Source organism: Mammaliicoccus sp. H-M34, from assembly GCF_022386495.1.
Lineage (GTDB): Bacteria > Bacillota > Bacilli > Staphylococcales > Staphylococcaceae > Mammaliicoccus > Mammaliicoccus fleurettii.
The window spans coordinates 106,012-127,799 of sequence record NZ_JAJNIK010000003.1; the positions used below are offsets into that span (position 1 = coordinate 106,012).

At 31.9% G+C, this 21,788-nt stretch carries 16 protein-coding genes; 11 read left to right on the plus strand and 5 right to left on the minus strand.

Annotation, left to right across the window (positions count from 1 at the left end; genetic code table 11):
* The first annotated feature begins 24 nt into the window (after nucleotides 1-24).
* The 3 genes from LQ608_RS04800 to ltaS all read left to right on the plus strand — a co-directional run bounded on the left by LQ608_RS04800 (nucleotide 25) and on the right by ltaS (nucleotide 3,865).
* Nucleotides 25-726 carry a carboxyltransferase domain-containing protein gene (locus LQ608_RS04800; protein ID WP_239750285.1) on the plus strand — a complete coding sequence of 234 codons (702 nt, stop codon included), beginning with the start codon at nucleotides 25-27 and terminating at the stop codon, nucleotides 724-726.
* Complete coding sequence (locus tag LQ608_RS04805; RefSeq protein ID WP_239750291.1) at nucleotides 717-1,721, plus strand: 5-oxoprolinase subunit C family protein; 1,005 nt, start codon at nucleotides 717-719, stop codon at nucleotides 1,719-1,721. Before LQ608_RS04800 ends, LQ608_RS04805 begins: the two co-directional genes overlap by 10 nt.
* Before the next feature lie 203 nt (nucleotides 1,722-1,924).
* Nucleotides 1,925-3,865, plus strand: a complete 1,941-nt coding sequence (ltaS, locus tag LQ608_RS04810) for a polyglycerol-phosphate lipoteichoic acid synthase LtaS (protein ID WP_239750298.1) — start codon at nucleotides 1,925-1,927, stop codon at nucleotides 3,863-3,865.
* 591 nt (nucleotides 3,866-4,456) lie between these two features.
* On the opposite strand, the gene LQ608_RS04815 is transcribed toward ltaS, so the two are convergent.
* Nucleotides 4,457-5,272, minus strand: a complete 816-nt coding sequence (locus LQ608_RS04815; protein ID WP_078357355.1) for a ZIP family metal transporter — start codon at nucleotides 5,270-5,272, stop codon at nucleotides 4,457-4,459.
* Nucleotides 5,273-5,357: 85 nt separating this feature from the next.
* On the opposite strand from LQ608_RS04815, the gene LQ608_RS04820 reads away from it, so the two are divergent.
* The 6 genes from LQ608_RS04820 (at nucleotide 5,358) to LQ608_RS04845 (ending at nucleotide 13,413) form a co-directional block, all read left to right on the plus strand.
* Nucleotides 5,358-7,229, plus strand: coding sequence for an ABC-F family ATP-binding cassette domain-containing protein (locus tag LQ608_RS04820; RefSeq protein WP_239750300.1), 1,872 nt, complete (start codon nucleotides 5,358-5,360; stop codon nucleotides 7,227-7,229).
* 22 nt (nucleotides 7,230-7,251) lie between these two features.
* Entirely contained in the window at nucleotides 7,252-9,030 is a 1,779-nt protein-coding gene (recQ, locus tag LQ608_RS04825) for a DNA helicase RecQ (RefSeq protein ID WP_078357357.1), read from the plus strand.
* Nucleotides 9,031-9,119: 89 nt separating this feature from the next.
* On the plus strand, nucleotides 9,120-10,079 hold the full coding sequence (locus tag LQ608_RS04830) for an ABC transporter ATP-binding protein (protein ID WP_078357358.1): 960 nt from the start codon (nucleotides 9,120-9,122) through the stop codon (nucleotides 10,077-10,079).
* Entirely contained in the window at nucleotides 10,079-11,593 is a 1,515-nt protein-coding gene (locus LQ608_RS04835) for an ABC transporter permease/substrate-binding protein (protein ID WP_239710491.1), read from the plus strand. The genes LQ608_RS04830 and LQ608_RS04835 overlap by 1 nt, the downstream gene beginning before the upstream one ends.
* A 106-nt stretch (nucleotides 11,594-11,699) precedes the next feature.
* A complete protein-coding gene (gene hisC / locus LQ608_RS04840) occupies nucleotides 11,700-12,767 on the plus strand; it encodes a histidinol-phosphate transaminase (RefSeq protein ID WP_239750309.1) in 1,068 nt (355 codons plus the stop codon).
* Nucleotides 12,768-12,831: 64 nt separating this feature from the next.
* On the plus strand, nucleotides 12,832-13,413 hold the full coding sequence (locus tag LQ608_RS04845; protein ID WP_239750310.1) for a 5' nucleotidase, NT5C type: 582 nt from the start codon (nucleotides 12,832-12,834) through the stop codon (nucleotides 13,411-13,413).
* 279 nt (nucleotides 13,414-13,692) lie between these two features.
* Here the strand turns inward: LQ608_RS04845 and LQ608_RS04850 are convergent, their stop codons facing one another.
* The 4 genes from LQ608_RS04850 to LQ608_RS04865 form a co-directional block, all read right to left on the minus strand.
* Nucleotides 13,693-15,198, minus strand: a complete 1,506-nt coding sequence (locus tag LQ608_RS04850) for a peptide MFS transporter (protein ID WP_481817129.1) — start codon at nucleotides 15,196-15,198, stop codon at nucleotides 13,693-13,695.
* A 418-nt stretch (nucleotides 15,199-15,616) separates the two neighbouring features.
* Complete coding sequence (locus LQ608_RS04855; RefSeq protein ID WP_115337713.1) at nucleotides 15,617-17,131, minus strand: peptide MFS transporter; 1,515 nt, start codon at nucleotides 17,129-17,131, stop codon at nucleotides 15,617-15,619.
* A gap of 417 nt (nucleotides 17,132-17,548) precedes the next feature.
* Nucleotides 17,549-18,049, minus strand: a complete 501-nt coding sequence (gene queF / locus LQ608_RS04860; RefSeq protein WP_078357364.1) for a preQ(1) synthase — start codon at nucleotides 18,047-18,049, stop codon at nucleotides 17,549-17,551.
* Nucleotides 18,049-18,933 carry a DMT family transporter gene (locus LQ608_RS04865; protein WP_239750314.1) on the minus strand — a complete coding sequence of 295 codons (885 nt, stop codon included), beginning with the start codon at nucleotides 18,931-18,933 and terminating at the stop codon, nucleotides 18,049-18,051. Before LQ608_RS04865 ends, queF begins: the two co-directional genes overlap by 1 nt.
* Before the next feature lie 372 nt (nucleotides 18,934-19,305).
* Between LQ608_RS04865 and nrdI the strand changes: the two genes are divergently transcribed.
* Together nrdI and nrdE are read left to right on the plus strand one after the other, a co-directional pair.
* Nucleotides 19,306-19,704, plus strand: a complete 399-nt coding sequence (gene nrdI, locus LQ608_RS04870) for a class Ib ribonucleoside-diphosphate reductase assembly flavoprotein NrdI (protein WP_078357366.1) — start codon at nucleotides 19,306-19,308, stop codon at nucleotides 19,702-19,704.
* Entirely contained in the window at nucleotides 19,667-21,772 is a 2,106-nt protein-coding gene (nrdE, locus tag LQ608_RS04875) for a class 1b ribonucleoside-diphosphate reductase subunit alpha (RefSeq protein WP_239750316.1), read from the plus strand. The genes nrdI and nrdE overlap by 38 nt, the downstream gene beginning before the upstream one ends.
* Nucleotides 21,773-21,788: the final 16 nt, after the last annotated feature.

Sequence of the window (21,788 nt, forward strand, 5' to 3'; positions counted from 1 at the left end):
CAAAATAGAATGAGGTGTCTTTAAATGCGCATATATCCTAAGGGGGATTCTGCACTAACAGTAATGAGTGATCGTGAACCTTCAAGACAGTTAACGCATGAAATAAATGAATTTAGATTAGAAATATTGAATCAAGAAATGCCTTTTATAGATGAGGTCATTCCAAGTGAGAATAGTTTAATGGTTGTTTACCATCCATATAGTATGATGATGAATCATCAAATCAATGAGCCATATAAATATATGACAGAATTTGTTGAACGTATTATTTATCAGAAGAAAAAGGATTTAAATAATAGAGAAATCATAAAAAAATCTATTGCAATAGATGTCGTAATTGGTGGTAAGTATGGTATTGATTTTGACCATTTAACAGATTTATCAACAGACGAACAATTACAAGTACTCGAATCGAGAACTTATTTTGTTTCCATGATAGGGCACACACCAGGATGCCCTTATTTGTCTGGGTTAAGTCACCGTTTATTTTCGGAAAACTGCAATTACAAACAATTTATTCCTAAAGGCTCATTATGTATAGAACGAGATAAGTTATTTATCACTACTACTGATACGAGCGGAGACTGGCCAGTTATTGGTTGGACGAACGTTGAGATCTTTGATAGACAGAGTAGTGAATGTAAACTTAATTTTGGTGATGATGTCATTTTAAATGTAGTTGAAGAATTAGAAAGCAAGGACGGAGGGTATAAACCATGTCAGTAATTATTAGAGAGTCTGGATTATACACTTCAATACAAGACTTAGGTAGACAAAAGTATCAACATATAGGGATTGTTAAAAATGGTTCTATCGATCAATTTAATCATAGATTAGCTAATATGCTAGTTGGAAATGATGAAGATGAAGCATTAATTGAAATGACATTTAAGTTACCTGCCATTCAATTTACTGAACCTACTTTAATCGCTTTTACTGGTGCTAATTTCCCCGCATATAAAGATAATGAAAAAATAACACCATATAAGATTCATTTAATGAATAAAGGTGAGGTACTAAGTTTTGGTGAAGCCGCAAAAGGCACAAGAGCATACTTAGCGATTGCTGGTGGCATTGTAGCTGAAGAATGGTTAGGTTCTAAGTCAACGAGTATACGCTTGCAAATGGGCGGCCACAATGGTCGTATACTGCAAGTAGGTGATGAGATAGAAATGTGTAGAAATTATACATCATTACAAAAGAAACTATTCGAGAACTTAGAAGAAACTAAGACTGCTGATTGGGGTGTTGATCAATATACGTTAGCCTTAAATTATTTTACAGATATATTCCATGTAGTTTCTGGAGAAGGCATGACGCACTTTAATGAAGCAGAAATAAAGCATCTTGAAAATCAAGTTTATAAAGTAACAAATCGTTTTAATAGAACAGGATTAACATTAGAAGGTAAGTCTGTTATCAATCGTAAAATTGTGGATCAACCATTCTTAAGTGTAAAAAAAGGTACTGTTTTATTAAATCAAGAAAATCAACCTGTTGTAATGTTAAACGATCATCAATCGTTATCAAGTTATCCTCAAATAGGTACAATAGCTTCTTATCATATTGATAAATTAGCGCAAAAAAAACATAACTCTAAAATGATTTTTAAGAAACTCACAATTCAAGAAGCTGAATTAAATTTAAAAAAACACGCTCAGTTTATAAAACAAATTAAAACAGGGATAAAATATAAGTTAAATGAAGAATTAAATAAATAATGCACATGTGTAAATTGTGTCTTTTGTATGCACTTTTTACACATTTTTTGGATTAATTTATGGTTATTAGTTGAAATTTATTGTAAAGTAGTATAAATTATAATACTGAACATAAATAAATATTACGAGAATATTACAACCTTCAATAATATGTAATGAAATAATAATGATAATTGATATGAGTTGAGATACGGAGGAAAGGTATGAAAACTAAAAATAGGAAGATAGGCGTCTTTACATTCTTCTTGCTAACGATTTTAGCAATAGCATTAAAGACTTATTTTGCCTATTATGTAGACTTGTCACTCGGGGTAAAGGGACTCGTACAGAACTTGATTTTATTAATGAACCCATATAGCTTAATTGCGTTAATTCTAAGTGTGTTCTTATTCTTTAAAGGGAAAAAGTCATTTTGGTTTATTTTTATAGCGGGATTTGTATTATCGTTCTTGCTTTATGCAAACGTTGTATACTTCAGATTCTTTTCTGATTTCTTAACATTCAGCACTTTAAACCAAGTGAGTAATGTTGAATCTATGTCTGGTGCAGTATATAGCTCGTTCTCTTGGTACGATTTTATATATTTTACAGATACAATTGTATTTTTATTTGTACTTATCTTTAAAAGCAAATGGTTTACTACAAAAGCATTTCCGAAAAAATTCGTCCCAGTTGTTATGGGTGTAGCAGTTGCACTATTCTTCTTAAACTTAGCTTTTGCTGAGTCAGATAGACCAGAATTATTAACAAGAACGTTTGACCATAAATATTTAGTTAAATATTTAGGACCTTACAACTTCACTGTTTATGACGGTGTTAAAACGATTCAAAATAATTCACAAAAAGCTTTAGCAAGTGAAGATGATTTAACAGAAGTTAAAAACTTTACGAAACAAAAATATCAAGAACCAAACAAAGAAACATTTGGTATCGCAAAAGATAAAAACGTTATTAAGATTCATTTAGAAAGTTTTCAATCTTTCCTAATTGATTTTAAAGTAAATGGTGAAGAAGTAACACCTTATTTAAACTCGTTAGCAAAAGGTAATAAAGGTTATAAATATTATCCAAACTTCTTCCATCAAACCGGTCAAGGTAAAACTGCCGATTCAGAATTAACGATGGATAATAGTATTTATGGCTTACCACAAGGATCAGCATTCTCGTTGAAAGGCGACAATACTTATCAATCCTTACCAGCAATATTAAATCAAAAGCAAGGCTATGAAACATCAGTCATGCACGGCGATTACAAAACATTCTGGAACAGAGATCAAGTGTACAAACATTTTGGTGTAGATAAGTTCTATGATGCAACTTATTACGATATGCAACAAAAAAATCTTGAAAACTTAGGTTTAAAAGATGAAGTATTCTTTGATGAATCAATATCACATTTAAAAGAACAAAAACAACCTTTCTATTCTCATTTAATTACGTTAACAAATCATTACCCATTCACAGTGAGTAAAGAAGACGCAACTATTGAGAAACCAGATACTGGCAGTACAACATTAGATGGTTATGTACAAACAGCACGTTATTTAGATGAGTCATTAGAGAAATTTATGACACAACTTAAAAAAGAAGGCCTGTATGATGACTCAGTTATCATCATTTATGGTGACCATTATGGTATTTCAGAGAACCATAATAAAGCAATGGCTAACTTATTAGGTGAAGATGAAATCACACCAGCTAAATTTATGGACTTAAACAGAACACCGTTCTTTATGAAAGTTCCAGGTTTAGAAGGTGGAGTTGATGAAACATACGGTGGTCAAACTGATGTTATGCCTACTTTACTTGATGTTTTAGGTATAAAATCAAATAACTACTTAATGTTTGGTACAGATTTATTATCTAAAGGACATGATGAAACAGTCGCATTTAGAAATGGTGACTTTATCACACCAGAATATAAATCGATTGGAACGACAACATACGACAACAAGACCAATAAACCTATGAAGACTAAACCTAAAGATTTAGAAGAAAACAAGAGTAATGTTGAAAAAGAACTAGAATTATCCGATCAATTATTACACGGAGACTTATTCAGGTTCTATGACAATCCAGACTTCAAGAAAATCAAGCCATCAGACTATGAGTATAAATCAGGTAATGGCTATCAAGAAGAATAAAATTAATATTAAAAAGCCGGGACAAATTAATTTGTCCCGGCTTTTTAATTGTGAATAGATGAATTTAGCAAGACGTGGCTGACAAGCTAAATAGAGCGGCTGAATGTTGCAAGACGAGTCCAACATGATAAATAGAGCCCGTAAATTTATCAAGACAGGTCCAACATGATAAATAGAGTGGTTGAATGTTGCAAGACAGGTCCAACATGATAAATAGAGCGGTTGAATGTTGCTAGTCGAGGCAAACATGATAAATAGAGCGGTTGAATATTGCTAGTCGAGTCAAACATGATAAATAGAGAGGGTGAATATTGCAAGACAGGCTAAACATGATAAATAGAGCGGTTGAATGTTGCTAGTCGAGGCAAACATGATAAATAGAGCGGTTGAATATTGCAAGTCGAGACAAACATGATAAATAGAGCGTCTGAATGTTGCAAGACGAGTCAAACATGATAAATAGAGCCCGTGAAATTATCAAGACGATTCAAACATGATAAATAGAATACTATTTCCATACTGAAATCTCTATTTACAGCATATATTTATAAAAAATCCCCGAAGTTTTAATCAAAACTTCGGGGATTGTCTTTATCCTAATGCTACGTCTAGAATCATCATAATAGTGAATCCACCCATTAGACCTAATGTGGCTAAGTCTGTGTTATTACCAGACTGTGATTCGGGTATTAATTCTTCTACAACTACAAATATCATAGCACCAGCTGCAAATGCGAGTGCATATGGTAAAACTGGTGTCGCTACAACGACTAATAATGCACCTAACATTGCAAATACTGGTTCAACTAATGCCGATGCTTGACCGTAGTTAAAGGATTTCCATCTTGTTAAACCTGAGGCACGTATTGGCATTGAAAGTGCTGCACCTTCAGGGATATTTTGGATACCGATACCTATTGCTAAACCAAGTGCGCCTAATAATGTAGCACCATCATTACCAGTTGCTACTCCACCAAAAGCAACACCTATTGCTAGACCTTCTGGAATATTATGAAGTGTGATTGCTAAAAATAGTAATGTATTTTTACCTAATTTAGTATCAGGTCCTTCGACTTTTTGACTCTTGTCTACAGCATTTTGGTGTGCGTGTGGTATAACAAAGTCTAATAATCTAATGAATAATCCACCTAATAAAAAGCCAATTGCCGCTGGTAACCATGGCATTGCCGAGTCAGAACTTTGCTCAATTGAAGGTTGTAATAGTGACCAAAAACTAGCTGCAATCATTACGCCAGCTGCGAAACCTTGCATTGTATTAATTACTTTTGTGTCTATATTTTTAAACAAATAAACGAATGATGCACCGAATGCAGTTAACAGCCATGTGATAATACCTGCGAATAATGCTTGTAAATATGGGGGTAGTTCTGTAAAAAAGTCTTGCATAGTTTTTGCTCCTTCGTATCTTTTGTTTGAAAAAAAGTGTATAATATATTAATTGAAAACTGAGAAAATTAAAGGATGTTAATTCATGGAAGCATATAAAATTGAAAAACTTAATAAGCAATATGGTGATAAAGTTATTTTTAATGATTTAGATTTATCCGTATCTTACAAAGAACGCATTGGACTAGTTGGTATTAATGGAACAGGTAAGAGTACTTTGCTTAAAGTTATAGCAAATATTGATGATGATTATGATGCAAAGACATCTTATCCTAACCAATATCAAATAGCATATGCAAGCCAAAAGCCTGAACTTGATGGATCTTTATCTGTAATAGATGAAGTATTAAATAATGAAACTGAAATGACAAAAGTCATTGCCCAATACGAAAGCGCTTTAAATCGATATCAGCAAACTGGTGAATCTAAAGATTTAGATCTTATGATGCAATATCAATCTGATATGGATCGATTAAATGCTTGGGATTACAGTGCAGACGTTAAAACTATTCTATCAAAACTAGGTATAAATGACTATCTTAAAAAGGTTTCTACTTTGAGTGGAGGACAACAAAAGAGAGTTGCACTAGCTAAAGAATTGATACGTAAACCTGATTTATTATTGTTAGATGAGCCTACAAACCATTTAGATATTGAAGGAATAGAATGGCTCGTTAATTATATCAAACAATACCCTCATACAATCATGTTTGTTACACATGATCGTCACTTCTTAAATCAAGTTTCAACTAGAATTGTTGAACTTTCAAATGGTAAATTAACAAGTTATCCCGGTAATTATGAATCTTATATTGAAGCAAGAGCTGAAAAAGAAGAAATAGAAGCTCAGCAACATGTTAAGAAAAAAGCACTATATAAACAAGAATTGCATTGGATGAGACAAGGTGCAAAAGCTAGATCAACTAAACAACAAGCGAGAATTCAAAGATTTAATAATTTAGAAGATGATTTGTCTAACAAGAAGACACAAGGAGAAGCGAGCTTGAATTTAGCACATTCTCGATTAGGGAAACAGGTCTTTGAATTAGATGATATCTCGAAGTCAATCGGTGACAGAACTTTATTCGAGCACTTTACGACAATTATACAAAAGGGCGATAGAATTGGAATTGTTGGAGAAAATGGTGCTGGTAAGACAACACTCCTTAACATTATAAGTGGCTTAGACCAGACTTTTGATGGTAACTTGATTACTGGTCAAACAGTAAAAATAGCTTATTTCAAACAGCAAGATGAAAGTTTGACGTCTGATGACAGAATGATAGATTACTTGAGAAAAGAAAGTGAAGTAGCTAAAGAGAAAGATGGTACTGTTGTGTCAGTTACACAATTGTTAGAAAGATTCCTATTCCCAAGTCAAACACATGGCACACAAATTAATAAACTATCAGGTGGAGAGCAGAAGAGACTTTACTTACTTAAATTATTAGTACATGAGCCTAATGTTTTAATTTTAGATGAGCCAACAAATGATTTAGACACTGAAACATTAACAATTTTAGAAGCGTATATTAATGAGTTCGGTGGAACAGTTATCACTGTAAGCCATGATAGATATTTCTTAAATAAAGTGGCTAATAAATATTGGTATATCCATGATAAGCAAATAGAACCAATGTTAGGTACTTTTGAAGATTATTTAGCATATAAAAAAACAGTCGATAAAAAAGCAACACAACAATATAAAGAAGCTCAAAAAGCTGAAGTAAAATCTAAAACAACTACTAGATTGTCATTTAAAGAAAAACGAGAACTTGAACAACTAGAAGAAAATATTGAATATATAGAATCAAGATTAGTAGAGCTTGAGCAAGAAATGGTTGAACATGCGACTAATTATGAAAAATTAAACGAACTAACAAATGAAAAAACATCGATTGAAGCGCAATATGAAGAAGATTATATGCGTTGGTCATCCTTATCAGACAGATTATAAGCGTATAGAGGTGTATATATAGATGCAAAATATTTTAAAAGAGTATTTCGGATATCAGCAATTTAGAGATGGACAGAAAGAAATTATAGATAAAGTTATCAATCATCGTCCCACTTTAGGTGTTATGCCTACTGGTGGAGGTAAATCAATTTGTTATCAAGTGCCAGGTCTATATTTAGATGGACTTACAATTGTCATTAGTCCGTTGATTTCTTTAATGAAAGACCAAGTTGATAGCTTGAGATCGATGGGTATTAAGGCTGAATTTTTAAATAGTACTTTAACGAGTAAAGAAAAGAAAAGAGTTGAGAGCGAGCTCATTTCAGGACAGTTAGATTTTCTATATATTGCACCAGAACGATTTAACCAACCACAGTTTATCCAAATGATTAATAAGTGTGATGTTCAACTTATAGCATTTGATGAAGCACATTGTATCTCTAAATGGGGACATGACTTTAGACCAAGTTACCAAGAAGTAATCACACACGTCATGAGTTTACCTCATCACTTTAGACTAGTAGCTTTAACTGCAACGGCTACAAAAGAAGTTCAAGCAGATATCTCTCAAAAATTAGGGATTGCTGAAAATGATATTATTGAAACATCTATTAAACGTGAAAATTTAACATTTAAAGTGAACAATACATATCAAAGACTTAATTTTGTTAAAGACTATGTGAGAACAAACATTAACCAGTCAGGAATTATTTATTGCTCCACACGAAAGCAAGTAGAGCAGTTGAGTGAAACGCTTGATGATATGAATATTAAAAATGTTATGTACCATGCAGGGCTTCCTAAAGAAGAAAGAGAACGTGCCCAACGTAAATTTATTGAAGATGATATAAAGTTAGCAATCGCTACAAATGCATTTGGGATGGGTATAGATAAATCCAACGTAAGATTTGTCATTCATTACAATATGCCTCAAGATATTGAATCTTATTATCAAGAAGCGGGTAGAGCTGGTCGAGATCAATTAGATAGTGAATGTATTCTATTGTTCTCAGATAGAGATATTGACCTTCAAAAATTCTTTATATCTTCTAGCCCTGCTGATGATGAGTATAAAGAAAAACAAGGTGAAAAGCTTAGACAAATGATTCAATATACTAAGACAACTAAATGTCTTGAAGCAATGATGATACATTATTTCAACCCTGATGAGAAATTAGAAGAATGTGGTAGATGTTCAAGTTGTATTCAATCTGAAAAATCATACAATATGACAACAGAAGCACAAAAAATATTGAGTTGTGTAGCAAGATTAAAACAAAAAGAAAAAAGAAATATGATTATACAAGTATTAAGAGGTGAACAAACACCTCAAATTTCATCACTAGGATACGATGAATTAAGTACGTATGGTATATTAAAAGACTATACAACAAATGAATGTCATCATTTATTAGATGAATTACGTTATAAAGGTTATTTAAATGAGCATAAAGAAATATTAAGCGTAGACCAAGATGCTATGGAAGTACTTAGAGGAAATGTCGAAATTATGACCACACCATTCAAGACTAAGCCGAAAGAAATAGTAGACATACAAACAATTACAGATGTTGACCGTTCTTTATTTGAACGCTTAATTGAGGTTAGAAAAGATTTAAGTAAAGAGCTAGAAGTGTCACCTTTATCTATCTTCTCAGATCAAATTTTAGAACAATTTGCTAAGAAGTTACCAGAATCTAAAAAAGAAATGATTCTAATTGATGGAATTGGAAGTTATAAGTTGAAACATTATTGTCCAATTTTTATTGATACTATTAAAAATTATAAACAACCAATATAAGGCGTTATAGGCATTTTATTGTGACATTAGGGTAAATAATTAAAAAGTAATTTAGTTACAGACAATAAAAAGAAATGTGGTGTCTATGAATGATCCAATTTGAAGAGGTTTCAAAAATATACGGGGATAAAAAAGCAGTAGATAATATAAGTTTCAATATTAACGAAGGAGAATTTTTTGTTCTAATTGGGCCATCAGGTTGTGGAAAAACAACAACTCTTAAAATGATTAATAGACTCATTTCATTATCGGAAGGATATATATATTTTAATGATAAACCGATTAGTGATTATGATGTTTCTGAAATGAGATGGGATATTGGATATGTACTCCAACAAATAGCACTATTTCCACATATGACGATTAAAGAGAATATAGCTCAAGTTCCAGAAATGAAAAAATGGAAAAAGAAAGAAATCGCTAATCGAGTAGATGAATTGTTAAATATGGTTGGTTTAGATCCAGAAACTTTTAGAAATCGATATCCAAGCGAATTATCTGGTGGTCAACAACAGCGTATTGGTGTAATACGTGCACTTGCTTCAGACCCACCAGTTGTATTAATGGACGAGCCATTTAGCGCATTGGACCCAATCAGTAGAAAAAATTTACAAGATGATTTATTAGAACTTCAGTCTAAAATTAAAAAAACAATCGTCTTTGTTACACATGATATTGAAGAAGCGATGAAAATGGGAGACCGTATTTGTTTGTTAAATCAAGGTCATGTAGAACAAATTGGAACGGCAGATGACTTTATTCATCGACCTAAAAATGATTTTGTAAAATCATTTATTGGTAATGTAGATGCACATGTATTAAAGCAAGTTAAGTTAGGTGATATAGCACAACCTATATCAGAAGTACATACAGATTCAATTGAACAATATCCAAAAGTAGACCCATCTAAAACAATTGATGATATATATGGGCTATTAGCTGAACACGAAGCGATCATAATGGATAAAGGTGACAATGTCCCTAGCCATATCGTGACTAGACAATATGTATTTAGCTATTTGGCAGAAAAGAATAGAGGTGTTTCATAATGAATGCATTATTTGAGACACTTACAAGTAGAAAAGGTCAGCTATTAGAGACATTATTAGAACATATTCAACTATCATTTATTGCATTGCTAATAGCAGTTGTAATAGCAGTGCCATTAGGTATTTTACTAACTAAGACTAAAAAATTAGCAGAAGTCATTATTAATATAGCTGCAGTATTACAAACAATACCGTCTCTTGCTTTATTAGGTTTAATGATTCCGCTATTTGGTATCGGACGTATTCCTGCAATTATTGCACTTGTAATTTATGCTTTATTGCCGATATTAAGGAACACATATACAGGTATTAAAGAAGTCGACCCATCTCTTATTGAAGCGGCACGAGGCATTGGTATGAAAACAGGAAGAAGATTGTCTAAAGTTGAACTACCACTTGCTATGCCAGTTATGATGGCAGGTATAAGAACTGCCATGGTACTTATCATTGGTACTGCAACTCTAGCTGCTCTAATTGGTGCTGGTGGATTAGGGGATTTAATACTTTTAGGTATTGATAGAAATAATACTTCATTAATATTATTAGGTGCTATCCCAGCGGCAATATTAGCTATTTTCTTTGATGTATTTTTAAGAATATTAGAGAAAATCTCATATAAAAAATCATTAATTATTTTAGGCACAATATTGTTGATATTCTTATTATCAGTAACGATTCCATTATTTGCTCAAAAAGGTGACAAAATAACTTTAGCAGGTAAACTAGGATCTGAACCTGAAGTCATTACGAATATGTATAAAATATTAATCGAAGAAGAAACTGATAATACAGTAGAAGTTAAAGCTGGTATGGGTAAAACGTCATTCTTGTTCAATGCATTAAAATCTGATGAAATAGATGGTTATTTAGAATTTACAGGTACTGTGCTAGGTGAATTAACTAAAGAAACGCCAAAATCTACATCAGAAAAAGGCGTCTATGAGCAAGCAAATAATAGCTTAGACAAAAAGTTTGATATGCAATTGCTTGAACCGATGAAATATAACAACACTTATGCTTTAGCAGTTAAAAAAGAGTATGCAAAGAAACATGATATCAAAACAATTTCTGATTTGAAAAAAGTTGAAAATGATATTAGACCTGGTTTTACATTAGAATTCAACGACCGTGAAGATGGTTATAAAGGTATTCAGAAGAAATATGATTTGAACTTTAAAGATGTAAAAACTATGGAACCTAAATTGCGTTATCAAGCACTTGAAAGTAAAGATATTGATTTGATTGATGCGTATTCTACAGATGCTGAGCTTAAAGAATATGGTATGGTTGTATTAGAAGATGATAAAAAGCTCTTCCCACCATATCAAGGTGCGCCTTTGATGAAGAAAGAAACTGTAAAAGAGCATCCTGAAGTTGTTAAAGCAATGAATAAATTAAAAGGCAAAATTTCTGATGAAGAGATGCAAGAAATGAATCATAGAGTAACGATTAAAGATGAAGATGCGTATCAAGTAGCAAAGGAATATTTAGAGAAGAATGATCTGATTAACTAAATACCATTGATTTATGAAAATGATTAGGTCTATAATACTAATAAATTAAAAAAACGGTAAATTTCGATTTACCGTTTTTTATATTTCAATTTGGAGGTCTTAGATTATGAAGCAACAGTTAAGTGAATTACAGGCATATCAACCGGGATTATCACCGAGACAATTAAAAGAAAAGTATGGCATAGATAGAGAAATGGTCAAGCTTGCTTCAAATGAAAATTTATATGGTCCTTCACCAAAAGTTAAAGAAGCCATTAAAAATAATTTAGATGAATTATTTTATTATCCAGAAGTAAAACAGTTTGAAGTAAAAGAAACATTAAGTACATTCCTCAACGTAAAAAAAGAACAAATCTTTTTCGGTTCAGGTTTGGACGAAGTTATCATGATTATTTCTAGAACTGTATTAGAGCCTGGAGATGAAATATTAACGAGTGATATGACGTTTGGACAATACAAGCATCATGCCATCATAGAAAGCGCACAAGTTAAAACAACACCTCTTAAAGATGGTTATTTTGATTTAGATGCTATGTATGAACAAATTACAGATAAGACAAAATTAATATGGATATGTAATCCTAATAACCCAACTGGTACTTATTTATCACATGATGATATAGAAGCTTTTATTAAAAAAGTGCCTGACGATATTATTGTGTTGATTGATGAAGCGTACATAGAATTTGCGGTTGCTGAAGATGTTCCAAACAGTTTAGAATTGTTGTCACAATATAACCAAGTGGTCGTATTAAGAACTTTATCTAAAGCTTATGGATTAGCATCACAACGTATAGGATATGCAATAGCAAACGAATCTTTATTAGACCAGCTAGATATAGTAAGACTACCGTTTAACGTAACATCATTATCAGCAGTTGCGGCAGATGCAGCAATTAAAGATCAAAGCTATTTAAAAGATATTACACAAAGAAACAGACAAGAAATTGAGAAATTTTTAAATGCTCCTTTCAAAGAGCATATATATGATAGTCAAACGAATTTTATCTATGTAAATACTGACCAACCTCAAGTATTATATGATTATTTACTTAAAGAAGGATTTATAACAAGACCATTTCCGAATGGTGTTCGAATCACAATAGGATTTAGTGAACATAATGATAAAATGTTACAAGTATTAGAAACTTTTTTTGAGGAGTATGGGTCATAAGAAAGGAAAGTCAGTAACTTCTTTGATATACTAGTAGACATTGATATATAAAGGAGAAGGTACAATGACGAAGCAAACAATCGGTATTGATATGGATGAAGTCCTAGCTGACACTATAAAAAAATTACTAAGACGTTACAATGAAGAAACATCTTCAAATGTTACTATGGAAGAACTTAAAGGTACAAAAATCCGTAATATGATGCCTGAACATCAAGGTGTTCTTACTGAGATTTTAAGGGAAGATGGATTTTTTAGAGATTTAGAAGTATTTCCAAATGCGATTGAAGTTGTTCAAAAATTAAACGAATATTATGATGTATATATTGTCACAGCTGCAATGGACGTACCAACATCATTTGCAGATAAATATGCTTGGCTTAGAGAACATATGCCATTTTTAAGCCCACAACATTTTGTATTTTGTGGTGATAAAGGCATCGTCAATACAGACTACCTAATTGATGACAATCCTAAACAATTAGAAAGCTTTAACAATCACTCTATTATGTATGCAGCAGATCATAATATAGATTATAATAAATGGCCAAAAGTTCATAGTTGGAAAGAAGTAGAAGAATATTTCTTAGGCGAGAACGGCGAATATGCTAAATCTAATGAAGCAGTATCAGAAACATCAAAATAAATAAAAGCACGACATCAGCACATTCAGGCTGATGTCGTGCTTTTTTGATATAGGTGGATGACGATTCTATTCCGGCAAAAACGCACGAAGACTCAGAAGATATCGTGCGATTCAGACTAAATCGGGTTAAAACGCACGAAGACTTCAAAGATATCGTGCGATTCAGGTGAAATCCGGTTAAAACGCACGAAGACTTCAAAGATATCGTGCGATTCGGCTCAAATCGGACAAAAACGCACGAAGACTCAGAAGATATCGTGCGTTTTAAATTAAAATATACTAATGTATACCTTGCATAAGTTTTTTGATTTTTGGTGTCATGGCTAATACGATTAGTGACACGACGATTGCAATTGCACCAATCAATCCAAAGTAATTTTGTTGTCCTAGTGGTTCTATAAGTTTAACGAGTTGTCCGTTAATACCTTGTGCTGTTGCATTTGTTAAGAACCATAGACTTAACATTTGGGCTGAGAATGCTTTTGGTGCAAGTTTAACTGAAACACTTGATCCAGTAGGTGATAAACAAAGTTCCCCAATAACACATAAGAAGAAGCTAAGTATTAACCATATTGGATTCATAAGTTCTGATTGTTGCATAGACATTGCAATCATCATTGCAATAAATGAAATACCTGCAAATGCTAAACCAATTACAAATTTAAGTGGGGTAGAGGGATTGTATTTCCCTAACTTTTGCCACAAGAATGAGATAACAGGTGCAAATATAACAATAAAGAATGGATTTATAGATTGGAACCAACCTGCTGGTATAACAAAATTAATACCATAAGCGTTTAAATCTAATTGAGTATGCTCTTGCGCAAATACGCCTAGTACATTTGACCCTTGTTCTTGAATGCTCCAGAATAACACGGAAGCTAAGAATAATGGTACATATGCTAACAGTCTTGATTTTTCAGTTCCATCAATATCAGGACTTCGATACATAATTGACCAATATATAAATGGTACAACTATACCAACGATTAATACGATTAAACTGATTGAATTAAATGTAAGTTGTCCAACTAGATATAAAATACCTAGTAGGATAATAATTCCTATCGTGCTATACGTAAAAATTTTAGCATATTTTACTTTTTCTTTATGATTCAATGGGTTTGAAGGATGATTTTCAACTTCTCCAAGACTTTTTCTTTGGAATAATACGTATGCTATTAAAGCTAGAAGCATACCAAAGGCTGCGATAGAGAAACCTTGATGGAAGCCTACACTTACACGTACTTTGTCAATAATAAGTGGTGATAGTAACGCACCCATATTAACTGACATATAAAATATAACGAATCCTGCATCTAATCTATTATCGTTCTTGTGGTATAAACCTCCAACAACGTTTGAAATATTAGGTTTCATTAATCCTGAACCTACGATTATAAGTATCATAGATATTAAAAAGGCACCTAAACCAAATGGTAAAGATAAGACTAAATGACCTAACATGATTAGTACAGCACCATACATGAGTGATCTACGAGAACCGATTAATCTATCGGCAACCCATCCACCTAAAATACCTGTCATGAATATAAGTGAACCGTACATTGCCATAATTTGTTGCGCTGTAATTTTATCTAATCCAAGTCCGCCTTGACTTACAGAAAAGTATAAATAATAAAGTAGTATTGCACGCATTCCGTAATAACTAAAACGTTCCCAAAATTCTACAAAGAATAAAATCCCTAGCCCGCGTGGATGACCAAAAAATCCATGCTGAGGAACTGTTTCTACCATTTCCTCTCGCGTCATTTTGCTCATAATAAATCGCTTCCTTTCCAAACTTCTCCGAAAATCCAAGTGAGTTTATTGAACATTTTAACCCTATAATTTAGAAAATTCAATAAAATTTTAATAAGTTCTAAAATTGTGAATAATCAAAAAATAATTATAATTATAAATTAAAAAATATGAAAAATTACTCATTTATTTTGATTTCTTTAACTTTCCAGTGATATGCATATTTTGTGTAATAACTTTCGATTTTGTACGTGCATGCTTGCCTAGGGGTATGGTTCGAGCCTGTAGTCTCTCACGCATACCATTCCTTCAGGCGTCAGCACTATACAAAGTCGTGATAAATAGATATTTTTATACAAAAAATAAGAGCAGCAATTCATTATTAAAAATGAATTGCTGCTCTTTATGCTCATAACTAGCAAGATACTAGCTTCGATAAAAATTATTTTACGCCGGCCATCAATGTTTTGATTTTTGGACTAGCGACTAATAATAATACTGCAATGACAATTGCTATAATACCAGAATATAAGAAGTAATCATTAGAACTGATACTTGTATAAACTTTAACCATTTGAGCATTTAACCCTTGTGCCATAGCATTTGATAAGAACCAAACACTCATCATTTGAGCTGTAAATGCTTTTGGTGCTAATTTTGTTGTTGTTGATAAAGCGATAGGTGAAATACAAAGTTCACCAAGTGTTACAAGTAAGAAACTAGCGAATAACCAAAATGGGTTAATTAATGATGCGTCGCTTGATAATGGTACAACCATAATAATGTATGAAAGACCTGCTAAGAATACACCAATTGAGAATTTATAAACTGTTGGTGGATTGAATTTACCTAATTTAACCCATAAGATTGAGAACAATGGTGCAAATAAAATGATAAAGAACGGGTTAAGTGATTGGAACCAAGCTGCTGGTATAGAGAAATCAATTGCGCCACCAGTTAACTTAGACATACTTAATTGTGTTTTAGTATCAGCGAATTGTGCTAATACTGTAGAACCTTGTTCTTGAATCATCCAAAATGCTACTGCTGCAATAAATAATGGTATGTACGCATAAACTCTTGAACGTTCGTAATCTTCTGTTTTTTTACTAGCTGTAATTTTAACAAAGTAATAAATTGGTAATAGAACACCTAGAACCGAAATGAAGTTTGCAAAGTTCGGTAATGTTAATTGACCAAATAAACTTAAAATTACGCAAACAATAGCTATTATAACTACGCATATTGCAACGATTTTTGTGATTTTTTTCTTTTCTTCTGCATTCAATGGATCAGGTACTTCGATACCAGCAAGACCTAAATATTTTTTGTTAGTTAAGAAATAAATAACTAAACCAAGAAACATACCTACTGCTGCTACTGCGAAACCAGCATGGAAGCCTACATTAACTTGTAACCAACCGATTAATAGTGGTGATAATAATGCACCTAAGTTGATTGACATGTAGAAAATTGTAAATGCTGAGTCTAATCTTGGATCGTTCTTTTCGTATAATAAACCAACAGTTGAAGAAATGTTTGGTTTTAATAATCCAGTACCAATAATTAAGAATAGTAGTGCGACTAATAATAATGTGAAATTACTAGGTAATGATAATAGTATATGACCAATCATGATGAGTATTCCACCATAGAACAGTGCATGTCGTGTACCTGTAATTCTATCAGCAATCCATCCTCCGATTACACCACTCATGTAAACAAGTGCACCGTAAATAGATACAATTTGTAATGCTAAACCTTGGTCAATGCCAAATCCACCTTTTGCTACTGAATAGTAAATGTAGTAGGCGAGAATTGCTTTCATTCCATAATAACTAAATCTTTCCCAAAATTCGGTTAGGAATAATGTTGACAACCCTTTAGGATGACCAAAGAAACCAGTACGTGGTGTACTTTGAATAATTTCCTCTTTTGTATAATGTTTGTTACCCATTTTTTACTTCCCCTCATAATAAACTGTATTCATTTTAGATGTACTTAAAAATAGCACATGTTAAATTGTAATCGTTTCATAAAATAAACACAAGTTAAAGATTACTAATATTCATACAATAATGATTATTTGCAATAATTAAAACCAGTAGTATCAAGGGATGTAGAAAATAGAATTATTTCTTTAAAAATGTAAACGCTTTCTTATGATAAAGAGTAATAAGTTTATATATGTGAAAAAATAAAATAAGACGTAGATTAAGTCGGAAGTTAATCGAAGACATACTCAAATTCAACACCATACACTGAAAAGCTCATAGGGCTTCAATGACTTTCATAAAAAATAAGAGCAGAGATTCATTTTTAATAATGAATTTCTGCTCTTATTATATTTCTGTTCCACTCCCTGTATATGCTACTATCTGTTATCTATATTTTCAGGGTATAGGTCATGGTTCATCATGCGATATTCTGCCATTTTTTCATATTTTGAGTCAGGTCTTCCATAGTTAGTATAAGGGTCTATTGAGATGCCGCCACGTGGTGTGAATTTACCTAAAACTTCAATATAATGTGGATCCATTAATTCTATTAAGTCGTTCATAATAACGTTCATGCAGTCTTCATGAAAATCTCCATGATTTCTAAAGCTAAATAAGTACAATTTTAAAGATTTAGATTCTACCATTTTAACATTTGGAATGTATGATATATAAATCGTAGCAAAATCTGGTTGACCAGTTATTGGGCATAAAGAAGTGAATTCTGGACAATTAAATTTAACGAAGTAATCTCTACCTTGATGTTTATTGTCGAATACTTCTAACACTTCTGGTTTATATTGATCATGGTATTGATTGTTTTGGTTTCCTAATAATGTGATATCTTTTAATTCTTCTTTATTTCGTCCTTCTGACATTATGATTCTCCTTTTGTAATTGATTCTTTAGGTTTTGGATTTCTTTGAGCTTTTTTGAACATATAATATCCTGCAAGGAATATAATGATGTATCCTAAATAACTTAATAAATCTGGAACTTCTTTAAATATGATGAAACCGAGTAAAGCACTAAATATGACAGAGGCATATACAAATATTGAAATGTCTTTAGCAGCTGCATAACTATATGCGATTGTTATACCAAACTGACCAACTGTAGCGAATACACCTGACATTAATAATATGATGATTTGTGTTAAAGTCATTGGTTCAAATGTGAAAATGACAAATGGGATTAATGCTACTGTTGAAAAGAATGAAAAATAAAATACTGTAGTATAGGATTTCTCACGTTGTCCTAATGGTCGCAAAGCAGTATATGCACCAGCTGCAAAGATTCCGGATAATAAACCGATTACTGCGGGCATTGTATCTGAATCCAATGAAGGCTTAATGATGAAAATTGCACCAGCAATTGCAATAACCATTGCAATAATTTGATATTTCCGAGCTTTTTCATTTAAAAACAATGCACAAAGTAGTATAGTCCAGAATGGATTTAATTTCATTAACATATCCGCATCACTCAATACCATATGATCGATTGCATATATGTTGAGTAAAACACCAATTAAGCCCAGTGTAGAACGTAAAATAAGTAATGGTTGGTTTTCTAATTTTCCGAAAAATGGTGCTTTATATTTGATGACGAAGTAAATAGGTACAATCATCGCGATGAGGTTTCTAAATAGTGATTTTTGAAAAACTGGTAAATCACCAGAAAGTCTGAAGAATACAGCCATTAAACTAAAACCAATTGAAGAAATGAGTATTGCAATGATGCCTTTAACTGTAGAGTTCATTTAAACACCTTCTATTTTTTATCAATGAACATATATTATCATAATTCACTTTAAAAAGTATATGTCATGTTGACGGAAAAAATTTTTGAAACTTAATTTTATGAAAGTAATTTTCAAATGTTGATTTATCAACGATTGTCATATGTGGATGGAAAGTCAACCCTATTTTTTTAAAAAAAATAAGGTAATATAAGTGTTATGAATCATTTATAGTGTTATAATAAATCACATAATATAGTATCTACATAAAAAAGCAGACACAATATCTTGTGTTTTGCACATTTGGAATAAAATTGAATAAAGTGTTGAATTTTTTGTATTTTTATTTTATAAATGCAATTTATTAAGTATATATGTGGCAGGTGAAAGTTAATGAAGATAATTTATTACTCTTTAACAGGTAATGTAAGACGATTCATTCAGAGGGCTGGATTGTCTGATACAATGGCTCTCACTGAGGCAAACAAAACAAATGCAATTAATGAACCATTTATAATTGTGACAGGTACAATCGGATTCGGACAAGTTCCTGATACTGTACAAGATTTTTTGAATGTAAATCATCAACATCTGAGAGCAGTAGCAGGTAGTGGAAATAGAAATTGGGGACAGAATTTCGCGAAAGCAAGTGAAGAAATCGCGAATAAATATCATGTCCCTTTATTGATGAAGTTTGAATTACACGGTAACCAAGAAATAGCAGATGAATTTAAAGAAAAGGTGGTTAATCTCTATGAAAATGATAAACAAACAGAAGCAAAATCATATTGAATTAAACAATAAAGTAACAAAGAGAAGAGAAGATGGATTTTTTGATCTTGAAAAAGACCAAGAAGCATTAGAAGTATATTTAGAAGAAATTGCAGAAAAAACAATTCAATTTAATGACCCAATAGAGCGTTTGCACTTTTTAGTAGATCAAGACTTCTATTATGATCTATTTAAAGAATATAGCGAAGAATCACTAAAAGAGATAAACCAATTTGCAGATTCAATTCCTTTTCAATTTGCAAGTTATATGTCAGCAAGTAAATTTTTCAAAGATTACGCTTTAAAGACGAATGATAAATCAGAATATTTAGAAACTTACAAAGAACACGTTATTATTGTGTCTTTATATTTAGCTAAAGGTAATGTTGAACAAGCTAAACAGTTTGTTGAAGGCATGATTGAACAACGTATTCAACCAGCTACACCAACATTCTTAAATGCTGGTAGAGCAAGACGTGGGGAACTAGTAAGTTGTTTCTTATTAGAAGTGGATGATAGTTTGAATTCAATTAACTTTATTGATTCAACTGCTAAACAATTAAGTAAAATTGGTGGCGGCGTAGCTATTAATTTATCTAAACTACGTGCTCGTGGTGAAGCAATTAAAGGTATAAAAGGAGTAGCTAAAGGTGTACTTCCAGTTGCAAAATCACTAGAAGGTGGATTTAGTTATGCTGATCAACTTGGTCAAAGACCTGGTGCAGGAGCAGTTTACTTAAATATCTTCCATTACGACGTATTAGAATTTTTAGATACTAAAAAAGTTAACGCAGATGAAGATATTAGACTTTCAACAATCTCTACAGGTTTAATTGTTCCTTCTAAATTCTTCGATTTAGCTAAAGAAGGTAAAGATTTCTATATGTTCGCACCACATACTGTTGAACGTGAATACGGTGTAACACTTGATGATATTAACCTTGACGAGTATTACGATGAACTTGTAGCAAATCCTAACATTATCAAAAAAGCTAAAGACGCTCGTGATATGTTAAATACAATTGCGCAAACTCAATTACAATCAGGTTATCCATACTTAATGTTCAAAGATAATGCGAATAAAGTACACCCAAACTCTGAAATTGGCCAAATTAAAATGAGTAATTTATGTACTGAAATTTTCCAATTACAAGAAACATCCATTATTAACGATTATGGAACAGAAGATGAAATCAAACGTGATATTTCATGTAATTTAGGATCATTAAACATTGTAAATGTAATGGAATCTAAGAAATTTAAAGATTCAGTTCATACAGGAATGGATGCTTTAACAGTTGTGTCTGATGATACAGAAATTAAAAATGCTCCAGGAGTTAGAAAAGCGAACAGTGAATTGCATTCAGTTGGCTTAGGTGTAATGAATTTACATGGTTATTTAGCTAAAAACAAAATCGGATATGAATCAGAACAAGCAAAAGACTTTGCTAATGTATTCTTTATGATGATGAACTACTATTCTATTGAGCGTTCAATGGAAATAGCTAAAGAAAGACAAGAAACATATACTGATTTCGAAAAATCTGATTATGCTTCAGGTAAATATTTTGAAAAATACATTCAATCTGATATTAAACCACAATACGACAATGTTGCAGCATTATTTGAAGGCATTGAAATGCCAACTGCTGAAGATTGGAAAGCATTAGCAGAGGCAGTTAAAGAAAATGGATTATATCATGCATATAGACTTGCTATTGCACCAACTCAAAGTATTTCATATGTACAAAATGCTACAAGTTCAGTAATGCCAATCGTAGACCAAATTGAAAGAAGAACTTATGGTAATGCAGAAACATTTTACCCAATGCCATTCTTATCACCAGAAACTATGTGGTATTACAAATCAGCATTTAATACAGATCAAATGAAATTAATTGATTTAATTGCAACAATTCAAGAGCACGTAGACCAAGGTATTTCTACAATCTTATATGTTAATTCAGAAATTTCTACTCGTGAACTTTCAAGATTATACGTATATGCTCATCATAAAGGTTTGAAATCACTTTACTATACACGTAATAAATTATTAAGTGTAGAAGAATGTACAAGTTGTTCAATTTAATCATTTTAATAAGATA

What these genes read in the sequence shown, in the direction of transcription:
- LQ608_RS04855 (WP_115337713.1), bottom strand. Translation starts at nt 17,131, where the DNA reads ATGGGTAACAAACATTATACAAAAGAGGAAATTATTCAAAGTACACCA.
- ltaS (WP_239750298.1), top strand. Translation starts at nt 1,925, where the DNA reads ATGAAAACTAAAAATAGGAAGATAGGCGTCTTTACATTCTTCTTGCTA.
- LQ608_RS04820 (WP_239750300.1), top strand. Translation starts at nt 5,358, where the DNA reads ATGGAAGCATATAAAATTGAAAAACTTAATAAGCAATATGGTGATAAA.
- LQ608_RS04865 (WP_239750314.1), bottom strand. Translation starts at nt 18,933, where the DNA reads ATGAACTCTACAGTTAAAGGCATCATTGCAATACTCATTTCTTCAATT.
- LQ608_RS04800 (WP_239750285.1), top strand. Translation starts at nt 25, where the DNA reads ATGCGCATATATCCTAAGGGGGATTCTGCACTAACAGTAATGAGTGAT.
- hisC (WP_239750309.1), top strand. Translation starts at nt 11,700, where the DNA reads ATGAAGCAACAGTTAAGTGAATTACAGGCATATCAACCGGGATTATCA.
- LQ608_RS04845 (WP_239750310.1), top strand. Translation starts at nt 12,832, where the DNA reads ATGACGAAGCAAACAATCGGTATTGATATGGATGAAGTCCTAGCTGAC.
- nrdE (WP_239750316.1), top strand. Translation starts at nt 19,667, where the DNA reads ATGAAAATGATAAACAAACAGAAGCAAAATCATATTGAATTAAACAAT.
- LQ608_RS04830 (WP_078357358.1), top strand. Translation starts at nt 9,120, where the DNA reads ATGATCCAATTTGAAGAGGTTTCAAAAATATACGGGGATAAAAAAGCA.
- LQ608_RS04815 (WP_078357355.1), bottom strand. Translation starts at nt 5,272, where the DNA reads ATGCAAGACTTTTTTACAGAACTACCCCCATATTTACAAGCATTATTC.
- LQ608_RS04835 (WP_239710491.1), top strand. Translation starts at nt 10,079, where the DNA reads ATGAATGCATTATTTGAGACACTTACAAGTAGAAAAGGTCAGCTATTA.
- nrdI (WP_078357366.1), top strand. Translation starts at nt 19,306, where the DNA reads ATGAAGATAATTTATTACTCTTTAACAGGTAATGTAAGACGATTCATT.
- recQ (WP_078357357.1), top strand. Translation starts at nt 7,252, where the DNA reads ATGCAAAATATTTTAAAAGAGTATTTCGGATATCAGCAATTTAGAGAT.
- LQ608_RS04805 (WP_239750291.1), top strand. Translation starts at nt 717, where the DNA reads ATGTCAGTAATTATTAGAGAGTCTGGATTATACACTTCAATACAAGAC.
- queF (WP_078357364.1), bottom strand. Translation starts at nt 18,049, where the DNA reads ATGTCAGAAGGACGAAATAAAGAAGAATTAAAAGATATCACATTATTA.